This window comes from Oceanimonas aquatica (assembly GCF_030732065.1).
Lineage (GTDB): Bacteria > Pseudomonadota > Gammaproteobacteria > Enterobacterales > Aeromonadaceae > Oceanimonas.
The window spans coordinates 151,490-172,662 of sequence record NZ_JAVBHX010000009.1 but is presented as its reverse complement, the minus strand read 5'-3'; the positions used below and the strand labels follow the sequence as shown (position 1 = coordinate 172,662).

34 protein-coding genes are annotated in these 21,173 nt (G+C 56.2%); 1 reads left to right on the top strand and 33 read right to left on the bottom strand.

All coding sequences use genetic code 11. The features are described from left to right. Positions 1-66: 66 nt before the first annotated feature. From rplQ to argC, 33 genes are all read right to left on the bottom strand, one after another. Positions 67-459 carry a 50S ribosomal protein L17 gene (gene rplQ, locus Q9290_RS13885; RefSeq protein WP_014290658.1) on the bottom strand — a complete coding sequence of 131 codons (393 nt, stop codon included), beginning with the start codon at positions 457-459 and terminating at the stop codon, positions 67-69. 44 nt (positions 460-503) lie between these two features. Then, complete coding sequence (locus tag Q9290_RS13880) at positions 504-1,493, bottom strand: DNA-directed RNA polymerase subunit alpha (RefSeq protein ID WP_306080241.1); 990 nt, start codon at positions 1,491-1,493, stop codon at positions 504-506. A 24-nt stretch (positions 1,494-1,517) separates the two neighbouring features. After that, positions 1,518-2,138 (bottom strand): 30S ribosomal protein S4, encoded by a 621-nt coding sequence (gene rpsD, locus Q9290_RS13875; RefSeq protein ID WP_014290660.1) that lies wholly within the window; start codon positions 2,136-2,138, stop codon positions 1,518-1,520. 30 nt (positions 2,139-2,168) lie between these two features. Then, on the bottom strand, positions 2,169-2,561 hold the full coding sequence (rpsK, locus tag Q9290_RS13870; RefSeq protein ID WP_306080240.1) for a 30S ribosomal protein S11: 393 nt from the start codon (positions 2,559-2,561) through the stop codon (positions 2,169-2,171). A 14-nt stretch (positions 2,562-2,575) separates the two neighbouring features. Then, on the bottom strand, positions 2,576-2,932 hold the full coding sequence (rpsM, locus tag Q9290_RS13865) for a 30S ribosomal protein S13 (RefSeq protein WP_019935869.1): 357 nt from the start codon (positions 2,930-2,932) through the stop codon (positions 2,576-2,578). 146 nt (positions 2,933-3,078) lie between these two features. Further along, on the bottom strand, positions 3,079-3,195 hold the full coding sequence (rpmJ, locus tag Q9290_RS13860) for a 50S ribosomal protein L36 (protein WP_014290663.1): 117 nt from the start codon (positions 3,193-3,195) through the stop codon (positions 3,079-3,081). A 26-nt stretch (positions 3,196-3,221) separates the two neighbouring features. Beyond that, positions 3,222-4,553, bottom strand: coding sequence for a preprotein translocase subunit SecY (secY, locus tag Q9290_RS13855; protein ID WP_306080239.1), 1,332 nt, complete (start codon positions 4,551-4,553; stop codon positions 3,222-3,224). Between the two features lie 8 nt (positions 4,554-4,561). Next, positions 4,562-4,996, bottom strand: a complete 435-nt coding sequence (gene rplO, locus Q9290_RS13850; protein ID WP_306080238.1) for a 50S ribosomal protein L15 — start codon at positions 4,994-4,996, stop codon at positions 4,562-4,564. A 4-nt stretch (positions 4,997-5,000) separates the two neighbouring features. Beyond that, positions 5,001-5,183 (bottom strand): 50S ribosomal protein L30, encoded by a 183-nt coding sequence (gene rpmD / locus Q9290_RS13845; RefSeq protein ID WP_094278376.1) that lies wholly within the window; start codon positions 5,181-5,183, stop codon positions 5,001-5,003. A 6-nt stretch (positions 5,184-5,189) separates the two neighbouring features. Continuing rightward, on the bottom strand, positions 5,190-5,690 hold the full coding sequence (gene rpsE / locus Q9290_RS13840; protein WP_094278375.1) for a 30S ribosomal protein S5: 501 nt from the start codon (positions 5,688-5,690) through the stop codon (positions 5,190-5,192). Positions 5,691-5,704: 14 nt separating this feature from the next. Continuing rightward, positions 5,705-6,058, bottom strand: coding sequence for a 50S ribosomal protein L18 (rplR, locus tag Q9290_RS13835; RefSeq protein ID WP_306080237.1), 354 nt, complete (start codon positions 6,056-6,058; stop codon positions 5,705-5,707). A 9-nt stretch (positions 6,059-6,067) separates the two neighbouring features. Then, complete coding sequence (gene rplF / locus Q9290_RS13830) at positions 6,068-6,601, bottom strand: 50S ribosomal protein L6 (RefSeq protein WP_306080235.1); 534 nt, start codon at positions 6,599-6,601, stop codon at positions 6,068-6,070. Between the two features lie 9 nt (positions 6,602-6,610). Beyond that, positions 6,611-7,003: a 30S ribosomal protein S8 gene (rpsH, locus tag Q9290_RS13825; protein ID WP_306080234.1), complete on the bottom strand. Its 393-nt coding sequence runs from the start codon at positions 7,001-7,003 to the stop codon at positions 6,611-6,613. A 22-nt stretch (positions 7,004-7,025) separates the two neighbouring features. Next, positions 7,026-7,331, bottom strand: coding sequence for a 30S ribosomal protein S14 (gene rpsN / locus Q9290_RS13820; RefSeq protein WP_306080233.1), 306 nt, complete (start codon positions 7,329-7,331; stop codon positions 7,026-7,028). Between the two features lie 11 nt (positions 7,332-7,342). After that, positions 7,343-7,882, bottom strand: a complete 540-nt coding sequence (gene rplE, locus Q9290_RS13815; protein ID WP_019935862.1) for a 50S ribosomal protein L5 — start codon at positions 7,880-7,882, stop codon at positions 7,343-7,345. A gap of 13 nt (positions 7,883-7,895) precedes the next feature. Then, positions 7,896-8,213, bottom strand: coding sequence for a 50S ribosomal protein L24 (gene rplX, locus Q9290_RS13810; RefSeq protein WP_014290673.1), 318 nt, complete (start codon positions 8,211-8,213; stop codon positions 7,896-7,898). An 11-nt stretch (positions 8,214-8,224) separates the two neighbouring features. Further along, positions 8,225-8,593, bottom strand: a complete 369-nt coding sequence (rplN, locus tag Q9290_RS13805) for a 50S ribosomal protein L14 (RefSeq protein WP_306080232.1) — start codon at positions 8,591-8,593, stop codon at positions 8,225-8,227. A gap of 160 nt (positions 8,594-8,753) precedes the next feature. Beyond that, the gene (rpsQ, locus tag Q9290_RS13800; RefSeq protein ID WP_306080231.1) at positions 8,754-9,014 is read right to left on the bottom strand and encodes a 30S ribosomal protein S17; all 261 of its coding nucleotides are present in this window, start codon (positions 9,012-9,014) and stop codon (positions 8,754-8,756) included. A 1-nt stretch (position 9,015) separates the two neighbouring features. Further along, positions 9,016-9,207, bottom strand: coding sequence for a 50S ribosomal protein L29 (gene rpmC / locus Q9290_RS13795; protein ID WP_094201099.1), 192 nt, complete (start codon positions 9,205-9,207; stop codon positions 9,016-9,018). Further along, on the bottom strand, positions 9,207-9,620 hold the full coding sequence (rplP, locus tag Q9290_RS13790) for a 50S ribosomal protein L16 (protein ID WP_014290677.1): 414 nt from the start codon (positions 9,618-9,620) through the stop codon (positions 9,207-9,209). The genes rpmC and rplP overlap by 1 nt, the downstream gene beginning before the upstream one ends. Before the next feature lie 12 nt (positions 9,621-9,632). Then, complete coding sequence (gene rpsC, locus Q9290_RS13785; protein WP_107853016.1) at positions 9,633-10,325, bottom strand: 30S ribosomal protein S3; 693 nt, start codon at positions 10,323-10,325, stop codon at positions 9,633-9,635. An 18-nt stretch (positions 10,326-10,343) separates the two neighbouring features. Next, on the bottom strand, positions 10,344-10,676 hold the full coding sequence (gene rplV / locus Q9290_RS13780) for a 50S ribosomal protein L22 (RefSeq protein WP_306080230.1): 333 nt from the start codon (positions 10,674-10,676) through the stop codon (positions 10,344-10,346). Positions 10,677-10,686: 10 nt separating this feature from the next. Beyond that, positions 10,687-10,965, bottom strand: a complete 279-nt coding sequence (gene rpsS / locus Q9290_RS13775) for a 30S ribosomal protein S19 (protein ID WP_014290680.1) — start codon at positions 10,963-10,965, stop codon at positions 10,687-10,689. A gap of 21 nt (positions 10,966-10,986) precedes the next feature. Continuing rightward, complete coding sequence (gene rplB, locus Q9290_RS13770; RefSeq protein ID WP_306080229.1) at positions 10,987-11,811, bottom strand: 50S ribosomal protein L2; 825 nt, start codon at positions 11,809-11,811, stop codon at positions 10,987-10,989. A 17-nt stretch (positions 11,812-11,828) separates the two neighbouring features. Then, positions 11,829-12,131, bottom strand: a complete 303-nt coding sequence (rplW, locus tag Q9290_RS13765) for a 50S ribosomal protein L23 (protein ID WP_014290682.1) — start codon at positions 12,129-12,131, stop codon at positions 11,829-11,831. Continuing rightward, positions 12,128-12,733, bottom strand: a complete 606-nt coding sequence (gene rplD, locus Q9290_RS13760; RefSeq protein WP_014290683.1) for a 50S ribosomal protein L4 — start codon at positions 12,731-12,733, stop codon at positions 12,128-12,130. Before rplD ends, rplW begins: the two co-directional genes overlap by 4 nt. Positions 12,734-12,750: 17 nt before the next feature. Beyond that, positions 12,751-13,389 carry a 50S ribosomal protein L3 gene (gene rplC, locus Q9290_RS13755; RefSeq protein WP_306080228.1) on the bottom strand — a complete coding sequence of 213 codons (639 nt, stop codon included), beginning with the start codon at positions 13,387-13,389 and terminating at the stop codon, positions 12,751-12,753. Positions 13,390-13,410: 21 nt separating this feature from the next. Next, the gene (rpsJ, locus tag Q9290_RS13750; RefSeq protein ID WP_014290685.1) at positions 13,411-13,722 is read right to left on the bottom strand and encodes a 30S ribosomal protein S10; all 312 of its coding nucleotides are present in this window, start codon (positions 13,720-13,722) and stop codon (positions 13,411-13,413) included. Between the two features lie 424 nt (positions 13,723-14,146). Then, entirely contained in the window at positions 14,147-15,529 is a 1,383-nt protein-coding gene (gene argH / locus Q9290_RS13745; RefSeq protein ID WP_306080227.1) for an argininosuccinate lyase, read from the bottom strand. Positions 15,530-15,735: 206 nt separating this feature from the next. Beyond that, positions 15,736-16,947, bottom strand: a complete 1,212-nt coding sequence (locus Q9290_RS13740) for an argininosuccinate synthase (RefSeq protein ID WP_306080226.1) — start codon at positions 16,945-16,947, stop codon at positions 15,736-15,738. A 6-nt stretch (positions 16,948-16,953) separates the two neighbouring features. Next, positions 16,954-17,862, bottom strand: coding sequence for an ornithine carbamoyltransferase (locus Q9290_RS13735; protein ID WP_306080225.1), 909 nt, complete (start codon positions 17,860-17,862; stop codon positions 16,954-16,956). Between the two features lie 9 nt (positions 17,863-17,871). After that, positions 17,872-18,657, bottom strand: coding sequence for an acetylglutamate kinase (gene argB, locus Q9290_RS13730; protein ID WP_306080224.1), 786 nt, complete (start codon positions 18,655-18,657; stop codon positions 17,872-17,874). A 6-nt stretch (positions 18,658-18,663) separates the two neighbouring features. Next, positions 18,664-19,677, bottom strand: coding sequence for an N-acetyl-gamma-glutamyl-phosphate reductase (gene argC, locus Q9290_RS13725; RefSeq protein WP_306080223.1), 1,014 nt, complete (start codon positions 19,675-19,677; stop codon positions 18,664-18,666). A 247-nt stretch (positions 19,678-19,924) separates the two neighbouring features. Here argC and argE point away from each other — a divergent pair, with 247 nt between their 5' ends. Then, the gene (argE, locus tag Q9290_RS13720; protein WP_306080221.1) at positions 19,925-21,076 is read left to right on the top strand and encodes an acetylornithine deacetylase; all 1,152 of its coding nucleotides are present in this window, start codon (positions 19,925-19,927) and stop codon (positions 21,074-21,076) included. The last annotated feature ends 97 nt before the right edge of the window (positions 21,077-21,173 follow it).

The window sequence follows — 21,173 nt, the reverse complement described above, 5'->3', positions numbered from 1 at the left end:
CAGAGATACGGGATTCAGGTGGGGATAATCAAAAAGAAAAAAGCCGGGCGGACCCGGCTTTTGTTTTTACTCTTCAGAAGCAGCTGCTTCTTGCGCTTCAACGTCGCGACCTACCAGCTCGATGTAAGCCATAGGGGCGTTGTCGCCAGCGCGGAAACCGCACTTCAGGATGCGGGTGTAACCACCCGGGCGCTCCTGGTAGCGGGGTCCCAGTTCGTTGAACAGTTTGCCAACTACTTCGCTGTCGCGAGTACGGGCAAATGCCAGGCGACGGTTAGCAACGCTGTCGCTCTTGGCCAGTGTGATCAGAGGTTCAACCACACGACGCAGCTCTTTTGCCTTGGGCAGAGTCGTCTTGATAACTTCATGACGAACCAAGGAGCTGGCCATGTTGCGGAACATCGCCTGACGGTGGCTGCTGTTCCGGTTCAGTTGACGACCACTCTTACGATGGCGCATGACCTAATCCTTCCTAACTAAATCGGTAAAACCCGTGATCCGGTTTATTCATCAGCGATGCTGGCAGGCGGCCAGTTCTCCAGGCGCATGCCCAGAGACAAACCACGAGACGCCAACACGTCTTTAATCTCGGTAAGAGACTTTTTACCCAGGTTGGGAGTCTTCAGCAGCTCCACCTCGGTACGCTGTACCAGATCACCAATGTAATGGATCGCTTCTGCCTTCAGACAGTTCGCAGAACGAACTGTCAGTTCCAGATCGTCGACAGGACGCAGCAGGATAGGATCGAACTCAGGCTTGTCTTCTTTCTCTTCCGGCTCGCTGACGTCACGCAGGTCCACGAAGGCTTCCAGCTGCTCGGCCATGATGGTGGCCGCACGGCGGATGGCTTCTTCCGGATCCAGGGTGCCATTGGTTTCCATGTCGATAACCAGCTTGTCCAGATCGGTACGCTGTTCAACACGGGCCGCCTCTACATTGTAGGCGATACGAACCACGGGGCTGTACGCGGCATCCAGCAGCAGGCGACCAATCGGACGCTCGTCGTCTTCAGTGTGAGCGCGGGCGGCGGCAGGTACATAGCCACGGCCACGCTGTACTTTCAGACGCATGCTGATGTCGGCGTCGTCCCCGGTCAGATGACAGATGACGTGCTCTGGGTTAACGATCTCGACGTCATCACCGTGGGTGATGTCGCCTGCAGTTACGGGACCTGCACCAGTTTTGGTCAGTGACAGGGTAACCTCGTCCTTGCCTTCCAGCTTGATGGCAACCTCTTTGAGATTGAGCAGGATTTCCAGGATATCCTCCTGGACACCTTCCTTGCTGCTGTACTCATGCAATACACCGTCGAGTTCAACTTCGGTGATGGCACAGCCCGGCATGGAAGAAAGCAGAATACGACGAAGCGCATTACCCAATGTATGACCAAAGCCACGCTCCAGCGGCTCGAGAGTCACTTTGGCATGAGTCTGACTGACTTGTTCAATATCAACCAGACGCGGCTTAAGAAAATCTGTTACAGAACCCTGCATTGTGTCCTCTCTTAGAAGCTAGCTTTACTTGGAGTAAAGCTCGACGATCAGCTGTTCGTTAATCTCGGCAGACAGGTCGCTACGCTCAGGCAGGCGCTTGTAGGTGCCTTGCATGTTGGTAGCGTCAACTTCTACCCAAGTCGGCTTTTCACGTTGACCGGACAGCTCCAGGGAAGCTTTGATCCGGGCTTGCTTCTTGGCCTTCTCGCGAACGCTGACTACGTCTTCGGGAGAAACTTGGAAGGAAGGAATGTTAACAACCTGACCGTTTACCAGGATGGCCTTGTGGCTCACCAGCTGGCGAGACTCGGCGCGGGTAGCACCAAAGCCCATGCGGTATACGACGTTGTCCAGACGACCTTCCAGCAGCTGCAGCAGGTTCTCACCAGTGTTGCCTTTCAGGCGCGCAGCTTCTTTGTAGTAGTTGCGGAATTGCTTTTCCAGTACGCCGTAGATACGACGAACTTTCTGCTTTTCACGCAGCTGTACACCGTAGTCAGACAGACGGGGCTTGCGAGCGCCGTGCTGACCGGGTGCGGTATCAATTTTACATTTTGAATCAATCGCGCGAACACCTGACTTCAGGAAGAGGTCAGTGCCCTCACGACGGCTCAGTTTGAGCTTGGGACCCAGATATCTTGCCATGTTCTTTCTCCAACTATCCTACAAGAAACGTTATACGCGACGCTTCTTGGGAGGACGACAACCGTTGTGCGGGATGGGAGTCACATCGGTGATGTTGGTGATGCGGAAACCCGCAGCATTCAACGCACGGATGGATGACTCGCGGCCCGGACCCGGACCTTTAACCATTACTTCCAGGTTCTTGACACCGTATTCCTTGGCAACTTCACCAGCGCGTTCAGCAGCTACCTGAGCAGCGAACGGGGTGGACTTGCGGGAACCACGGAAACCTGAACCACCGGCAGTCGCCCAGGACAGAGCGTTACCCTGACGGTCGGTGATGGTTACGATGGTGTTGTTGAAAGAAGCATGTACGTGGGCGATACCGTCGCTCACCTGCTTTTTAACGCGCTTACGAGCGCTACGAGCCGGAGTTTTAGCCATGATCTACCTTCCCGTTATTTCTTGATCGGTTTACGAGGACCTTTGCGCGTACGAGCATTGGTCTTGGTGCGCTGACCGCGAACGGGGAGGCTGCGACGATGACGCAGGCCACGGTAACAACCCAGGTCCATCAGACGCTTGATGTTCATGGAAATTTCGCGGCGCAGGTCACCTTCAACGGTGAACTTGGCCACTTGCTCACGCAGAGATTCTACCTGAGCTTCATCCAATTCTTTAATTTTCACATTCTCGGCGATACCGGCTGCGGCGCAGATGGCCTTGGAGCGGGTACGACCGACGCCATAAATAGCGGTCAAAGCGATGACGGCATGTTTATGGTCAGGAATGTTAATGCCAGCGATACGGGCCACTATGCACTCCTACATATTAACGAATAAAAAGCCATTACAAAGCCCGTCGAGGATACGTAATGGCTGAACTTTCACCTAACGAAGGTGGCTGGCTACTTTAGCCAGCCTGCCTTCAATTTTCAAGCTAAACCGTAACTTTTTTAGCCTTAACCCTGGCGCTGCTTGTGCTTGGGGTCAGAGGTGCAGATCACGCGAATCACGCCGTGACGCTTGATGATCTTGCAGTTACGGCAAATAGCCTTAACGGAAGCACGGACTTTCATTGCTTAACTCCGTAAATAACCGAACCTTAACGGTTGTAGCCCTTCAGGTTCGCTTTTCTCAGGACATCGCCATACTGATGAGACATCATGTGGGTTTGCACCTGAGCCATGAAATCCATGATGACGACCACAATAATTAACAGCGAGGTTCCGCCAAAGTAAAACTGGACGTTCCAGGCTGTCATAAGGAACTGTGGAACCAGACAGATAAAGGTAATGTACAGGGCACCGACCAGGGTCAGGCGAGTCATTACTTTATCAATGTAGCGCGCTGTCTGTTCACCCGGGCGAATCCCCGGAATGAAGGCACCGCTCTTCTTCAGGTTGTCTGCCGTCTCGCGCGGATTAAATACCAGCGCGGTATAGAAGAAACAGAAGAAGATGATGGCAGCGGCATACAACATTACGTACAGCGGCTGGCCGGGTTGCAGCGTGAGCGACAGCTCCTGCAGCAGGTTGGCAAACCACCCTTCGCCCTGACCGAACCATGAGGCCACGGTACCCGGGAAAAGAATAATGCTGGATGCAAAAATCGCTGGAATAACCCCCGCCATGTTCACTTTCAGGGGCAGGTGTGTACTCTGTGCCGCGAACACCTGGCGGCCCTGTTGACGCTTGGCATAGTTCACCACAATGCGGCGCTGGCCACGCTCAACAAACACCACGAAATAGGTCACGGCAAACACGATCACGGCCAGCAGCAACAGCAACAGAATGTGCAATTCCCCCTGACGCGCCTGCTCTGCCGTGGCACCGATGGCCGAAGGCAGACCGGCAACAATACCCGTAAAAATAATCAACGAGATACCATTACCAATGCCCCGCTCGGTAATCTGCTCACCCAACCACATCAAAAACATGGTACCGGTGACCAGACTCACCACTGCCGTAAAGTAGAAGGCGAGCCCGGGGTTTATCACCAGGCCCGGCATCATGTTCGGCAGACCGGTGGCAATACCGATGGCCTGAATGGTGCCCAGAACCAGCGTGCCATACCGGGTGTACTGACTGATTTTGCGGCGGCCCGCTTCACCTTCCTTCTTGAGCTCGGCCAAGGGAGGGTGAACCACAGTCAGCAGCTGAATGATAATGGACGCAGAAATATACGGCATTATCCCCAGCGCCAGTATGGACGCTCGTTCCAGAGCGCCACCACTGAACATATTGAACATTTCAATGATGGTGCCCTGTTGTTGCTGGAACAAGTCGGCAAGTACGGCGGCGTCAATACCAGGAATAGGCACATAGGAGCCGGCGCGGAACACGATAATCGCGATCAGAACGAAAAGCAGACGGCTTTTCAGTTCACTCAGCCCGCCCTGTGCGTTTTTAGCTTCTAATCCTGGTTTCTTGGCCATAGTACTTATTATTCCTCGATTTTTCCGCCGGCGGCTTCAATGGCAGCACGGGCACCTTTGGTGACACCCAGACCAACCACAGTCACTTGACGGTCAATGGTACCGGACAGAACGACCTTGGCAAACTGGATGTTCTTGGTCAGAACGCCAGCCTGCTTCAGGGTGTTCAGATCCACCACGTCGCCTTCAACTTTCGCCAGTTCACTCAGACGAACTTCAGCACTGACCAGAGACTTGCGCGAAGTAAAACCAAACTTCGGCAGACGCTGTTTCAGCGGCATCTGACCGCCTTCAAAACCGTTGCGAACCTTACCACCGGAACGGGACTTTTGACCCTTGTGGCCGCGGCCGCCGGTCTTGCCCAGACCGGAACCGATACCACGACCTACGCGCTTGGCGGCAGGCTTGGAGCCGGCGGCAGGAGACAGAGTATTCAAACGCATGCGATTACTCCTCTACCTTAACCATGTAGTAAACCTGGTTGATCATACCGCGTACACAAGCTGTATCTTCCAGCTCTACGGTGTGACCAATGCGACGCAGACCGAGGCCACGCAGCGTTGCCTTGTGCTTAGGCAGACGGGCGATGGAGCTGCGGGTCTGAGTAACTTTTACAGTTTTGTTAGCCATGGCGCATTACCCCAGAATTTCGTCAACGCTCAGACCACGCTTGGCAGCGACCTGCTCGGGCGACTTCATATGAGCCAGAGCGTCGATGGTAGCGCGAACTACGTTGTTCGGGTTGGTGGAACCGTAGGTCTTGGCCAGCACGTTGTGCACGCCAGCTACTTCCAGAACGGCGCGCATGGCACCACCGGCGATGATACCGGTACCTTCGGAAGCAGGCTGCATGTACACGTTGGAGCCAGAGTGACGACCCTTGACCGGATGGAACAGGGTGCCGTTGTTCAGACCAACGGTACGCATGTTGCGACGAGCCTGTTCCATCGCCTTTTGAATGGCGGCGGGTACTTCACGGGCCTTGCCGTAACCAAAACCAACGCGACCGTTACCGTCACCTACCACTGTCAGTGCAGTGAAGGAGAAGATACGACCACCTTTTACAACTTTTGATACACGGTTTACTGCAATGAGCTTCTCTTGCAGTTCACCGGCTTGAGCTTCGATTTTTGCCATTTTCGACTCCACCCTTAGAACTGAAGACCAGCTTCACGGGCAGCAGCAGCCAGAGCGGCTACACGACCGTGATATTGGAAACCGGAACGGTCAAAAGCGACCTCTTTAACACCTTTCTCGAGCGCACGCTCAGCGATGATTTTACCGATCAGCGCGGCGGCATCGATGTTACCGGTAGACTGCACCTGTTCACGAACAGACTTCTCAACGGTAGACGCTGAGGCCAGAACAGCAGAGCTGTCTGATGCAATAACCTGGGCATAGATGTGGCGCGGAGTACGGTGAACCACCAGGCGAGTAGCACCCAGTTCCAGCATCTTTTTGCGTGCTTTAGTAGCACGGCGGATACGAGCTGCTTTTTTGTCCATAGTGTTACCTTACTTCTTCTTAGCCTCTTTGCTGCGAACCTGCTCGCCAAAGTAGCGAACACCCTTGCCCTTATAGGGCTCCGGCTTGCGGTACGCACGAATGTTGGCAGCAACCTGGCCTACCAGCTGCTTGTCGGCAGACTTGAGAACGATCTCGGTCTGGGACGGACACTCAGCGGATACGCCTTCAGGCAGCGCATGCTCAACCGGATGAGAGAAACCCAGAGACAGGGCAATAGCATTGCCTTTCATCTGAGCACGATAACCCACACCAACCAGCTGCAGCTTGCGTTCGAAGCCTTGGGTAACACCGACAACCATGTTGTTGACCAGAGCGCGGGCGGTACCGGCCTGGGCGTTGGCGCCGGCCACGTTTTCACGCGGGGCGAAGTTCAACTGGTTGTCATTCTGGCTGATTTCAACAGCGGCATTGATGGTACGGTTCAGCGTACCCTTGCCACCCTTGATGGTAATTTCCTGACCGTTCAACGTCACTTCTACGCCGGCAGGAATTTCGATAGGTGCCTTAGCAACGCGAGACATATCTACTCCTTAAGCAACGTAGCAGATGATCTCACCACCCATACCGGCTTTACGCGCGGCACGGTCGGTCATCACACCTTGAGACGTGGAAACGATGGCCACACCCATGCCGGCCATAACTTTCGGCAGTTCGTCGCGCTTCTTATAGATGCGCAGACCGGGGCGGCTCACACGCTGCAGCAGTTCAACCACAGGATTTCCCTCGAAGTACTTCAGAGTAACTTCCAGTTCGGCCTTGGTTTCACCGGCAACGGCGTAGTCAGTGATATAACCTTCTTCTTTCAGGACCTTGGCAATCGCTACCTTGACCTTGGAGGAAGGCATGGAGACAGCAACTTTGTTGGCTGCCTGACCGTTGCGGATGCGGGTCAGCATATCCGCGATCGGATCTTGCATGCTCATTGTGTATTACTCCCGTGTTCGCTTACCAAGAAGCCTTCTTCAGGCCCGGAATTTCACCCTTCATCATCAGTTCGCGCACCTTGATGCGGCTCAGGCCGAACTTCCGCAGGAAACCGTGCGGACGACCAGTGATGTTGCAGCGGTTACGCTGACGAGAGGGGCTTGCGTCACGGGGCAGTTGCTGCAGTTTCAGCACTGCATCCCAACGGTCTTCATCAGAAGTCTTCACGTCGGAAATGATGTCTTTCAGTGACTGACGCTTGGCTGCATATTTGTCAGCCAGCTTTGCGCGCTTGACTTCGCGAGCTTTCATTGATTGTTTTGCCATAACCCTACACCTTACTTACGGAATGGGAAGTCAAAGGCAGCCAGCAGAGCACGACCTTCTTCGTTTGACTGAGCAGAAGTAGTGATGGTGATGTCGAGACCACGCACACGATCTACCTTGTCATAATCGATTTCAGGGAAGATGATTTGCTCACGCACGCCCATGGAGTAGTTACCACGACCATCGAACGACTTAGGGTTCAGGCCACGGAAGTCACGGATCCGGGGGATAGAGATACAAATCAAACGCTCCAGGAACTCCCACATGCGCTCGCCGCGCAGAGTTACTTTACAACCAATGGGGTAGCCTTCACGGATTTTGAAGCCAGCAACGGATTTACGAGCTTTGGTGACCAGCGGCTTTTGACCGGAAATGGCAGCCAGATCGGCAGCAGCATTGTCCAGGATCTTTTTATCAGCCAGTGCTTCACCCACACCCATGTTCAGGGTGATTTTCTCAATCCGAGGGACTTGCATGATAGACTTGTACCCGAACTGGCTCATCAGTTCTTTTACTACAGTTTCGTTGTAGTAATCATGCAGTTTCGCCATCGTATTACTCCAATTACTTCACAAGTTCGCCGGTGGATTTGAAGAAACGAACTTTTTTGCCGTCTTCAATCCGGAAACCTACGCGGTCAGCCTTGCCAGAGGCAGAGTTGAACAGCGCTACGTTAGAAACGTCAATCGGTGCTTCCAGGTCGATGATGCCGCCAGCCTGACCCAGTTGGGGCACGGGCTTCTGGTGCTTCTTGACCATGTTAATACCAGAGACGATTACCTTACCTTCCTCGGTCAGGACCTTGGTGACAGTGCCACGCTTGCCCTTATCCTTGCCGGTAAGAATGATGACTTCGTCATCGCGACGGATTTTTGCTGCCATCGTTTGACTCCTTACAGTACTTCAGGTGCCAGTGAAACAATCTTCATAAACTTCTCAGTACGAAGTTCACGAGTCACCGGGCCAAAAATACGAGTACCGATCGGCTGGTGATTGCTGTTAAGAATCACGGCCGCATTACGGTCGAAACGGATGACAGAGCCGTCCGGACGACGAACGCCTTTACGGGTGCGAACGACCACCGCGTTCATTACATCACCTTTTTTAACCTTACCGCGCGGAATTGCTTCCTTGACGGTAACCTTGATGATGTCGCCGATGCCGGCATAGCGACGGTGCGAGCCACCCAGGACCTTAATACACATTACGCTGCGCGCGCCGGAGTTGTCGGCCACGTCCAGCATACTTTGCATTTGGATCATGTTAGTGCTCCGCTAAAATTACTACGTAAAAACCCCTTTCAGGGCATGTTGGCTGCCAAAGAAGGCGCGGCATTATAGCACTGCCAAATGTGAAAGGGTAGCGTAAAAAACAAACGGCCCATCGCTGGGCCGTTTGACCTGATTATTATATCAGAGAACGTTAGGCCTTAACCGGACGCTCAATGATTTTTACCAGGGTCCAGGACTTGGTCTTGGACAGAGGACGGCATTCGCGAATGGACACGACGTCACCGGCCTTACACTCGTTGTTCTCATCATGAACGTGCAGTTTGGTAGTACGCTTGATGTACTTCCCGTAGATCGGGTGCTTCACGAAGCGGTTGATAGCCACAGTGATGGACTTGTCCATCTTGTCGCTTACTACACGGCCCTGCAGAGTACGAATGGTTTGTTCGCTCATCTTAGGCACCTGCCTTTTCATTCAGAACAGTCTTAACACGCGCGATGTCGCGACGTACCGTTTTGAGGTTGTGAGTCTGAGCCAGCTGGCCAGTGCTCGCTTGCATGCGCAGGTTGAACTGCTCACGCAGCAGGTTCAGCAGTTCCTGGTTCAGCTCTTCAACACTCTTCTCACGCAGATCTTGTGCTTTCATCACATCACCGTCCGAGTTACAAAAGTGGTTCTTACGGGCAGTTTGGCAGCAGCCAGGGCGAAGGCTTCACGAGCCAGCGCTTCCGGTACGCCATCCATTTCGTACAGAACACGACCCGGCTGGATCTGTGCTACCCAGTACTCCACGTTACCCTTACCTTTACCCATACGTACTTCCAGGGGCTTTTCGGTAATCGGCTTGTCCGGGAAGATACGAATCCAGATCTTGCCCTGACGCTTAACGTGACGAGTCATGGCACGACGAGCTGCTTCGATCTGGCGAGCAGTGATACGTCCACGAGTGGTCGCTTTCAGACCAAAGGAACCAAAGGATACCTGGTTACCTGAGGTCGCCACACCGCGGTTACGGCCTTTGTGGACTTTACGGAATTTCGTACGTTTTGGTTGCAACATGTCCGAGTCTCCTTACTTACCGCGGCCTTTGCGCTTGGGCTTGGAAGGAGCGGGTTCCTGAGCCACGGCCTGCAGGCCGCCCAGTACCTCACCCTTGAAGATCCAAACCTTCACGCCGATGATGCCGTAAGTGGTAGATGCTTCAGAAGTTGCGTAATCGATGTCGGCACGCAGGGTGTGCAGAGGCACACGACCTTCGCGGTACCATTCGGTACGCGCGATTTCAGCGCCGCCCAGACGACCGCTCACTTCTACCTTGATGCCCTTGGCGCCGATGCGCATGGCGTTCTGAACCGCGCGCTTCATGGCACGACGGAACATTACGCGGCGCTCCAGCTGGGATGCGATGGAATCGGCAACCAGCTGACCGTCAAGCTCGGGCTTGCGCACTTCGGAAATGTTGATCTGAGCAGGCACGCCAGCCAGTTTGGCTACATGCTTGCGCAGCTTTTCAACGTCTTCGCCTTTCTTGCCGATAACAACGCCGGGACGAGCGGTGTGAATGGTCACACGGATGCTCTTGGCCGGACGCTCGATAACGACGCGAGAAACGGAGGCGTTCTTCAGCTCCTTGTTGAGGAACTGACGTACCTGAAAATCGCTGTGCAGGTTGTCAGCGAAGTCCTTGGTATTCGCAAACCAGGTCGAGTTAAAAGGCTTGGTGATACCTAAGCGAATACCATTCGGGTGTACTTTCTGGCCCATTGCTTGTCTCCTAGCCTCTTAGCGGTCGGACACAACCACAGTAACGTGGCTGGTACGCTTCATGATACGGTCCGCGCGGCCCTTGGCACGAGGACGAATACGCTTCATGGTGGGACCTTCGTCAACGAAGATCTTGGACACCTTCAGCTCATCGATATCCGCACCTTCGTTGTGCTCGGCATTAGCAATGGCAGATTCCAGTACCTTCTTGACCAGAACGGCAGCCTTTTTCGGGCTGAACGCCAGGACTTCGAGTGCTTTGTCTACGGACAAGCCGCGAACTTGATCGGCTACCAGGCGCGCCTTCTGGGCAGAAGTACGAGCAAAGCGGTGTTTAGCTATAGCTTCCATCTGTTACCCCTTAACGCTTCTTGGCCTTCTTATCAGCGACATGGCCGCGATAAGTACGAGTCGGTGCAAATTCACCCAGCTTGTGACCGATCATTTCATCGGAAACGTAGACAGGTACGTGCTGACGACCATTATGGACAGCGATGGTCAAACCGATCATGTTCGGAATGATCATTGAACGACGGGACCAGGTTTTAATTGGCTTTTTATCCCCGCTTTCCACCGCTTTCTCTACCTTCTTCAGCAAGTGCAGGTCGATAAACGGACCTTTCTTGAGAGAACGTGGCATGGTGATACCTCTAAAAAACTATTACTTGTTACGGTGACGTACGACGAACTTGTCGGTACGCTTGTTTTTACGGGTCTTGGCGCCCTTGGTCGGTTTACCCCAAGGAGTAACCGGGTGACGGCCACCAGAGGTACGACCTTCACCACCACCGTGCGGGTGGTCTACCGGGTTCATCGCCACACCACGTACGGTAGGACGAACACCACGCCAGCGCTGTGCACCGGCTTTACCCAGCTGACGCAGCATGTGCTCAGCGTTGCCAACTTCACCCAGGGTAGCACGGCACTCGGCCAGCACCTTGCGAACTTCACCGGAGCGCAGACGCAGAGTCACGTAGCTGCCTTCGCGAGCCAGGATCTGGGCGTAAGTACCGGCGGAACGGGCGATCTGCGCGCCTTTGCCAGGCTTCATTTCAATCGCGTGAACGGTAGAGCCCACGGGAATGTTGCGCATCGGCAGGCAGTTGCCGGCCTTGATCGGAGCAGCGTCACCGGACAGCAGCTGGTCGCCGGCCTGAACACCTTTCGGGGCCAGGATGTAGCGACGCTCACCGTCTGCGTACAGCACCAGAGCGATGTTGGCAGAGCGGTTCGGATCATACTCAAGACGCTCAACCTTGGCCGGAATACCGTCCTTGTTGCGCTTGAAGTCGATGATACGGTAATGCTGCTTGTGACCACCACCGATGTGACGGGTAGTGATACGGCCGGCGTTGTTACGACCACCAGACTTGGACTTTTTGTCCAGCAGGGCGGCGAACGGCTTGCCTTTGTACAGTTCCGGGTTGCTGATCTTGACTACATGACGGCGACCCGGAGAAGTAGGCTTACATTTTACGATTGCCATTTTGAATTACTCCTCTCTTACTCGGCACCGCCGATGAAGTCGATGTCCTGACCTTCTTTCAGGGTCACGTAGGCCTTTTTCCAATCGGAACGCTGGCCAACACGCATGCCGGTACGCTTGGTTTTACCCTTTACCAGCAGAGTGCGAACATCTTTCACTTCAACTTCGAACAGCTTCTCGACCGCAGCCTTTACTTCGGCTTTGGTAGCATCCTTGGCAACCTTGAACACGATAGTGTTGGTCTTTTCGGCAACCATGGTGCTTTTTTCAGAGATATGCGGCGCCTTCAGAACTTTCAGAATACGCTCTTCACGGATCATGCCAGCATCTCCTCGATTTGCTTAACTGCGTCGGCAGTTACCAGTACCTTGTCGAACGCGATCAGAGAAACCGGGTCGATACCGGCCACGTCACGCACGTCAACCTTGTACAGGTTGCGGGCGGCCAGGAACAGGTTCTCGTCCACTTCGCCAGTTACGATCAGAACGTCGTTCAGATCCCACTGCTTCAGCTTGGCAACCAGTTCTTTGGTCTTCGGCGCTTCCACACCGAACTTCTCTACCACGATCAGACGCTCTTGACGTACCAGCTCAGAGAGGATGCTCTTGATGGCACCACGGTACATCTTCTTGTTGACCTTCTGGCTGTGATCCTGCGGTTTGGCCGCAAAAGTCACACCACCGGAACGCCAAATCGGAGAGCGGATGGTACCGGCACGGGCCCGGCCGGTGCCCTTCTGGCGCCACGGCTTCTTGCCGCCGCCGGACACTTCAGAACGGGTCTTCTGAGCACGAGTACCTTGACGAGCACCGGCGGCATAGGCCACAACAACCTGATGCACCAGAGCTTCGTTGAACTCACGCCCGAAGGTAGTTTCGGAAACTTCAAGAGCGCCTTGCGCGTCTTTCATTACCAATTCCATTACTATCTCCTCAGACGTTACGCTTTAACGGCAGGTTTAACGATTACGTTGCCGTTAGTCGCACCCGGGACTGCACCTTTGATGAGCAGCAGGTTACGATCAACATCAACGCGAACCACTTCCAGGTTCTGAGTGGTTACCCGCTCAGCACCCATGTGACCGGCCATTTTCTTGCCCTTGAACACGCGACCCGGAGTCTGGTTCTGACCAATAGAACCCGGAGCACGGTGAGACAGAGAGTTGCCGTGAGTCATGTCCTGAGTGCGGAAGTTCCAGCGCTTAACAGCACCAGCGAAACCCTTACCCTTGGAAGTACCGGTAACGTCTACTTTCTTGACATCAGCAAAGATGTCGACTTTCAGCTCGGCACCGATTTCGATGCTGTCGCCTTCGCCTTCACCCAGGCGGAATTCCCACAGACCGCGACCCGCTTCCACACCGGCTTTGGCGAAGTGGCCAGCTTCCGGCTTGGTGATGCGGTTAGCTTTCTTGGTGCCAGCGGTCACCTGAATGGCAGCGTAGCCATCCTGTTCCAGTGTTTTCACCTGGGTAACACGGTTGGCATCTACTTCGATAACGGTGACCGGGATGGACACGCCGTCTTCGGTGAAGACACGGGTCATACCCAGCTTACGACCTACTAGACCGATTGCCATTGATAAAACCTCTTTCCGTTATTAGCCCAGGCTGATCTGGACGTCGACGCCAGCAGCCAGATCCAGACGCATCAGCGCATCGACAGTTTTGTCGGTGGGCTCAACGATGTCGACCAGACGCTTGTGAGTACGAATTTCGTACTGATCACGTGCATCTTTGTTCACGTGTGGAGATACCAGTACGGTGTAGCGCTCTTTGCGAGTCGGCAGCGGGATAGGACCGCGAACCTGGGCGCCGGTGCGCTTGGCAGTTTCTACGATCTCCGCAGTAGACTGGTCGATCAGACGGTGATCGAACGCCTTCAGGCGGATACGAATTCTTTGGTTCTGCATTACCAGAGCTCCAATTGGATAAAGAACATAAAATCAGCACCGCCTGCTCTTTCAGCTGAAAGAGGGGGTGTGATTTAACAACGGTGCCCACCATATCGGGGGCCTGTAAGAGCCAGGAGCTACCTGGCAGGAACCTTTCGGCTCGCTTGGTAAAGTTAACCAAGCGAGCGGCATTATACGGGAATGGTGCTGTCTTGCAAGTCCGCTCTGTTATTTTTTAACCAGCGATAGCATGAGGAGTGAGGTGTCAGGAGGAAGGGGACAGGATCAAAAAGAGCCCTGACGGGCTCTTGCCAAACGCCGTGACTCCGGGCCTGACCCGGAGTCCATGGCAAGGGACGACGCTTCCTGCACAATACTCAGTTGCCTGTAGAATGGATTCCGGCTCGATGGCCGGAATGACTCATAATGGCAAATGACCGGCTTACTTACGGTTTTGCAGGTGCTGTTCGGCGTTGCCGAGGGCCGTTTCCACCTGCTCCGGGGCCACGCCACCCAGGGCGCAGCGGCTGGCTAGGCTGGACTCCAGGGTCAGGCGCGGATAAACATCGTCTTCAATCACATCGCTGAACTGTTTGAAGTCTTCCAGCGGTAGCTCTTCCATCGGCAGTTTCTTGCCGATGGCGTGCACCACGATGGCACCCACAATGTGGTGGGCTTCCCGGAACGGAATGCCCTTGGACACCAGGTAGTCGGCCATTTCGGTGGCGTTGGAATAGCCCCCTTGAGCCGCTTCCCGGGTCTTGTCTTCATTGACCTTGAGGTCGTGCAGCACCATCTCGGCCATTTCCAGGCAGTCATACCAGGTGTCGAGGGCGTCGAACAGGCCTTCCTTGTCTTCCTGCATGTCCTTGTTGTAGGCCAGCGGCAGCGCCTTCAGGGTCATCATCATGCCGGCATAGGCGCCGAACACCCGGCCGGTCTTGCCGCGGATCAGCTCCAGGGCATCCGGATTCTTCTTCTGGGGCATCAGCGACGAGCCGGAAGTCACGGCGTCGGACAGCTCGAGGAAACCGGATTCGCCGGAGTTGTAGAAGATCAGATCTTCGGCAAAGCGTGACAAGTGCATCATGGAGTTGACGGCGCAGTTCATCAGCTCGAGCACGTGGTCGCGGTCGGACACGGAGTCCAGGCTGTTGCGGGTGGGGCCGGCAAAGCCGAGAGACCGGGCCAGTTCATGGCGGTCTACCGGAAAACCGGTGCCGGCCAGGGCGCCGGAGCCCAGCGGACAGGTATCCATGCGGTTATTGGCATCCTGCAGCCGGGTGTAATCCCGTTCCAGCATTTCCACATAGGCCAGGCACCAGTGGGAAAAGGTCACCGGCTGGGCGCGCTGCAGGTGAGTGTAACCGGGCAGGACGGTGCCCTGCTGCTCCCGGGCCACGGTCACCAGCTGCTGTTGCAGGGCGTCGAGCTTTTCCAGCAGTTGCGGCACCTGTGCCTTGCACCACAGCTTGAGATCCGTGGCCACCTGATCGTTACGGCTGCGGCCGGTGTGCAGCTTCTTGCCAAGATCACCCACGGCGGCAATCAGCTCCCCTTCTACCCAGGAGTGAATGTCTTCCGCGTCGGACTTCAGGATCTGCTCGGGATCGGCAATCACCCGATCCTTCAGCTCGTTCAGCGCCTGTTCCAGCTGCTGCTGCTCCTCGGCAGTCAGCACGCCCACCTTGGCCAGGGCACGGGACCAGGCGACCGAGCCGGTAATGTCCTGCTCCGCCAGCCGATAGTCAAAACGCAGCGAGTCATTGAACTGCTGAAACCGGGTATCTGCGGCCTGAGTAAAACGTCCACCCCAAAGTGCCATAATTCTGTTACTCCTATCTAAAACATAGCTATCAGCCTTAAGCTGTAAGCTATCAGCAGCCCGAGAGGCCGAAAGATAATCTCTTCCGCCCGCCGGGTACGGCATGGCTGTAAAAATGGTGAATATAACGTGTTTTTTCTTACAGCTGACAGCTTATAGCTTAAAGCTGGATAAAAAAGGGGCCGAAGCCCCCCTTTTTTCGGTGTTTACTTCTGCTGGTCTTTCAGCGCCTTGATGCGGCTGGCCAGAGAGTAAAGACGGATAAAGCCTTCGGCGTGGCTCTGGTCGTACACCTCGTCTTCGCCAAAGGTGGCAAACTCTTCGGAGTACAGGCTGTTGGGAGACTGCTTCTTGATGGCAGTGACCTGGCCCTTGTACATCTTCAGTACCACTTCACCGGTCACGTCTTCGGCAATCGCGGTGGCCGAGGCCAGCAGGCCCTTGCACAGCTGGGTGAACCAGCGGCCGTCGTACACCAGGTGAGAGAACTCGGCACCCACCTTTTCGCGCCAGGCGCGGGTCGGCTTGTCCAGCACCAGCTCTTCAATGGCGCGCAGGGCGGCCATCATAACGGTGCCACCGGGAGTTTCGTAGCAACCCCGGGACTTCATCCCCACCAGACGGTTTTCTACTATGTCCACCCGGCCCACGCCGTGCTTGGCGGCACGCTCGTTCAGGTGAGTCAGCACCTCGTAAGGAGACATGGCCTTGCCGTCTACCGCCACGATGTGGCCTTTTTCAACGGTCAGGGAGACCAGCTCGGCCTTGTCGGGGGCCTGCTCGGGCGATACGGTCCAGGTCCAGGCCTGCTCTGAAGGCTCGTTCCAGGTGCTTTCCAGCTCGCCACCTTCGGTGGAAATGTGCCAGGCGTTGGCATCGCGGGAATAGATCTTGGTGGCACTGGCAGTGGTCTTGATGTTGCGCTCGGCCAGGTAGTCCAGCAGATCTTCACGGCTCTTCATGTCCCAGATCCGCCACGGGGCGATAACCGCCAGCTGCGGGGCCAGGGCGGCCACGGCGCCTTCAAAGCGTACCTGGTCGTTGCCCTTGCCGGTACAACCGTGAGAGATGGCGTCGGCGCCTTCGGCCACGGCCACTTCCACCATGGCCTTGGCGATCACCGGACGGGCCATGGAAGTACCCAGCAGGTAGGTGCCTTCATAGATGGCGCCGGTGGTCAGGGTCGGGTACACATAGTCGCTGACGAATTCGTCCTTCAGATCGGCCACGATGCACTTGGAGGCGCCGGAGGCGATGGCTTTCTCTTCCACGCCTTCCAGATCTTCCGCGCCCTGACCCACATCGGCCACAAATGCCACAACCTCACAACCGTCGTAGTTCTCTTTCAGCCACGGAATGATGGCGGAGGTGTCCAGGCCGCCGGAATAGGCCAGCACGATCTTTTTGAATTGGCTCATTAACAATTATCCCTTCATCAATGTCAGCAGCACGGCGTTCTGGGCGTGCATGCGGTTTTCGGCTTGGTCGAGGATCAGGGAGGCAGGGCCGTCCATGACCTCGGAAGTAATTTCCCACTCCCTGTGGGCGGGCTGGCAATGCAGCACCTTGGTGGCTCCGGTTTTGTCGAGCAGGGCCTGGTTGATCTGATACGGCATGTAGATCTCCTTCACCTGCTCCAGCGGCGTATTATCACCCATGGAGACCCAGGTGTCTGTATAGATCACGTCCACGCCTTCAATATCATCCAGGCTGTCGGTGACTCGAATCTTGGCACCGCTGACGGCGGCCAGGGCCTCGGCCTCCTTCAGAATTTGTGCGTCCACATTGTGGCCGCGGGGGCTCACCGCGGTGACGGTGGTACCCAGAATGGCGCCACCCAGCAACAGCGAATTGGTCACGTTGTTGCCGTCACCCACATAGGCCAGATGCACCTTGCTCAGATCGTCGAAATGCTCGGAGATGGTCAGAAAATCCGCCAGCGCCTGGCACGGATGATACAGGTTGCACAGGGAGTTGATCACCGGCACGGTGGCGTGCTCGGTCATCTCCACCAGGGTCTGGTGGTCATATACCCGGGCCACAATGGCATCGCACCAGCGCGACAGGTTGGCGGCAAAGTCCTGCACGGTTTCCCGCTTGCCCATGGCGCCGTTCTGGCTGTCCAGATAGACGGCATGGCCGCCCAGCTTGTTCACGCCAATGTCAAAGGTCACCCGGGTACGCAGTGACGGCTTTTCAAACAGGGTTACTACGCTCTGGCCCTTGAGGGCGTCGGCGTATTTGGCCGGATTGGCCTTGACGTCTTTGGCCAGCTCGAGAATTTGCTCGATTTGTTCCTTGCTGTAGTCCTTGAGGCTCAGTAAATGCTGCATGGGGCTTCCTTAATGAGAAATACGGGTGCCGTGCTCGGATTCACCGGCCAGCAGCGTCAGCAGCTGCTCCGGGTAGCGCCAGCTGCCCACGGCCACCGGCTTGCCCAGGGTTTTGGTGGCCTTGAGCGCCGCCTTCACCTTGACCGCCATGCCGTCCTTGATGATGTTCTTTTCCATCAGCTCAAAGGCTTCAGTCTCGGTCAGGTGAGCAATGCGCTGGCCCTTGCCGTCGAGAATACCGCTGACGTCGGACAGCATCACCAGCTCGGCATCGAGAATTTCGGCGATGGCGGTAGCGGCCTGGTCGGCGTTTACGTTCATCAGCTTGCCGTCAAAGGTCACGCCGATGGAGCTGACGATAGGCAGAAAACCGCCGGCCAGCAACAAGCTCACCAGGGCGCCGTCGCCGCCTTCAATCTGACCCACGGCTCCCAGCTCGGGATCCAGCTGGCTGACCCGGCACAGGCCACCGTCACCCAGGCACAAGCCGACAGAGGGGATCTCATGGGCAATGGCCTGGGCCAGCAGCAGCTTGTTGGCGGTGCCGGCCAGGGCGCCGGCAATCACCGGAATCTGCTCGAACGGGGTCACCCGCAGACCGTTTTTCTTGGTGGAGGTCAGACCCATGGCCTTGAGCTGGTTGTCTACCAGCACGCCACCGCCGTGCACCAGCACCAGCGGACGATTGGACTCGTTCACAAAAGCCTTGAGGGTGGAAAACAGCGCTTCCAGCGCCTTGTCGCTTTCCAGCAGGGTGCCACCCAGCTTGACCACCAGCGGTTGTTGCTCAGACATGGTTTGTTACTCCTTGACCAGACCCGCCAGCGGCGAGAATCCCTGATGAATGTTGATGCACTGAATGGCCTGACTGGCGGCGCCCTTCAGCAGGTTGTCGATGGCCGACACCACGATCAGCTGGTCGCCGTCCCGGCTCCAGTGCAGATCACAGAACGGCGTGCCGGCCACGTCGTTAATCTGGGGCCACTGCCCGGCCAGGCGAACGATCTTCTGACCGTCGTAGGCCTGGTGATAGGCGGCGGCGATCTGCTCGTCGGTCACGCCGTCTTTCAGCTGCACATAAATGGTCGCCAGAATGCCGCGAATAAAGTTGCCCAGATGGGGCTGGAACACCACCTGGGTGCCCAGGTGATGGCTGATCTCGGGCTGATGACGGTGGCTGAATACGCCGTAGGGCTTGAGGCTGACCTCACAGAAGCTGTTAGCCATGCTTGCCTTGCGACCGGCACCGCTGACCCCGGACACGGCGCTGATAATGGGGCGGTTGCCATCGGCAATCAGACCGGCCTGCTCCAGCGGCTTGAGTGCGCTCAGTGAGGCAGTCGGGTAGCAGCCGGGCACGGCAATCAGCTGAGCCGCCTTGATGGCTTCCTGATTCCACTCCGCCAGACCGTAGGCGGCACCGGCCAGCCAGTCGGCGTGCTGATGGGCAAAACCATAGAACTGCTCGTAAAAGCCCTCGCCCGGCACGCGAAAGGCGCCGGACAGGTCAAATACCGGCAGGCCCTTGGCCAGAAAACCCGGCGCCAGATCGTGGCTTACTTCATGGGCGGTAGCCAGCAGCACCAGATCGGCTTGGGTGTGAATGCGGCTCAGGGCCTCGTCATCCAGCGGCAGCAACGGGGCATCAATCACGCCACGCCAACGCGGGTGCAGGCTGGCAAAGGGCTTGTGGGCATCCTGGCTGCCCTCGGACACATAAAGTCCGGCCAGTTCCAGATGGGGGTGGCCGAGGATCAGTCCGGCCAGCTCGGCGCCGGTATAACCGCTGGCACCTATGATTGCAGCTTTCAACATGGTCGCGTCCGTAGTCTCGATTCAGCTTGTTATAAATAAGCAGGCATCAGCCTAGCGTGTTTGCAGGGCCTGTGTCACCCTGAGGCAAAGTGTTGCGCGGGCTGCCTTCACCACAAGGTGAGAGGGTTACTGCAAGGCCGCCTGCAACCGCTGTTTACCGAATAATGACAGAGTGGCAGACTAGCAACAAAAACATATTTATGCAATTGTATTGAATTTAAATTGGACGCTTTTCAACGGAGGATCCATGGCAACTCTCAACCTGCTGGACATGTACCGCAACATCATCGCCCTGCCTTCCATCAGCAGCACCGAAAGCATCTGGGATCAGAGCAACGAGCAGGTGATTCGCCTGCTGGCCGACTGGTTCAGCCAGCTGGGCTTTGACGTGGAAGTGACCGAGCTGCCCGACCTGCCCGGCAAATTCAACCTGCTGGCCACCAAAGGCGAAGGCGACGGTGGCCTGCTGCTGGCCGGTCATACCGATACCGTGCCCTTTGATCCGGGCCGCTGGAACAAGGACCCCTTCAAGCTCACCGAAGAAGGCGACCGCATCTATGGTCTGGGCACCATCGACATGAAGGGCTTCTTTGCCTTTATTGTGGAAGCCCTGAAGGATATGGACTTAAGCAAGCTCGACAAGCCCATTCGCATTCTGGCTACCGCCGACGAGGAAACCACCATGGCCGGCGCCCGTGCCATTGCCAGTGCCATGGCCATCAAGCCCGACTACGCGGTGATTGGCGAGCCCACCGGGCTGGTGCCGGTGATGATGCACAAGGGTCACATGTCGGAAGCCATTCGGGTCACCGGCAAAAGCGGCCACAGTTCCGATCCCGCCAATGGCGTCAATGCCCTGGAAATCATGAACCAGGTGATGGCGAGGCTGATTGATCTGCAGCGCCAGCTGAAAGAGAAATACGCCAACCCCCACTTCAAGGTGCCCCAGCCCACTCTCAACCTGGGCCATATTCACGGCGGCGACAGTCCCAACCGCATCTGTGCCTGCTGCGAGCTGCACTTCGACATGCGCCCCATTCCCGGCGTGGGCCCCGACGAACTGCTGGGCCTGCTGCACCACGCCCTGGCCCCCATCAGGGAGCAGTATCCCGATGCCCTGGAGCTGACCCACCTGCATGAACCCATTCCGCCCTACGGCACCGATCCCGACGCCGAGCTGGTCCGTGCCGCCGCCGAACTGACCGGCAACCCGGCGGAAGCGGTCAACTACTGCACCGAGGCGCCCTTTATCAACGAGCTGGGCTGCCAGACCATCGTGCTCGGCCCGGGCCACATCGCTCAGGCCCACCAGCCCGACGAATACCTGGATCTGTCCTTCGTCAAACCCACGGTGGACGTGCTGCAACGCCTGGTGAGCCGCTTCTGTTTAAGTAATTAAATTACAAAATGTGAAGTCAAACGGGTGGAAGGATTGACCGTATTGGGGAAAGCTGGCTGAATGGAACGCGGAAACGTGACTATTTTGTAATAAACTG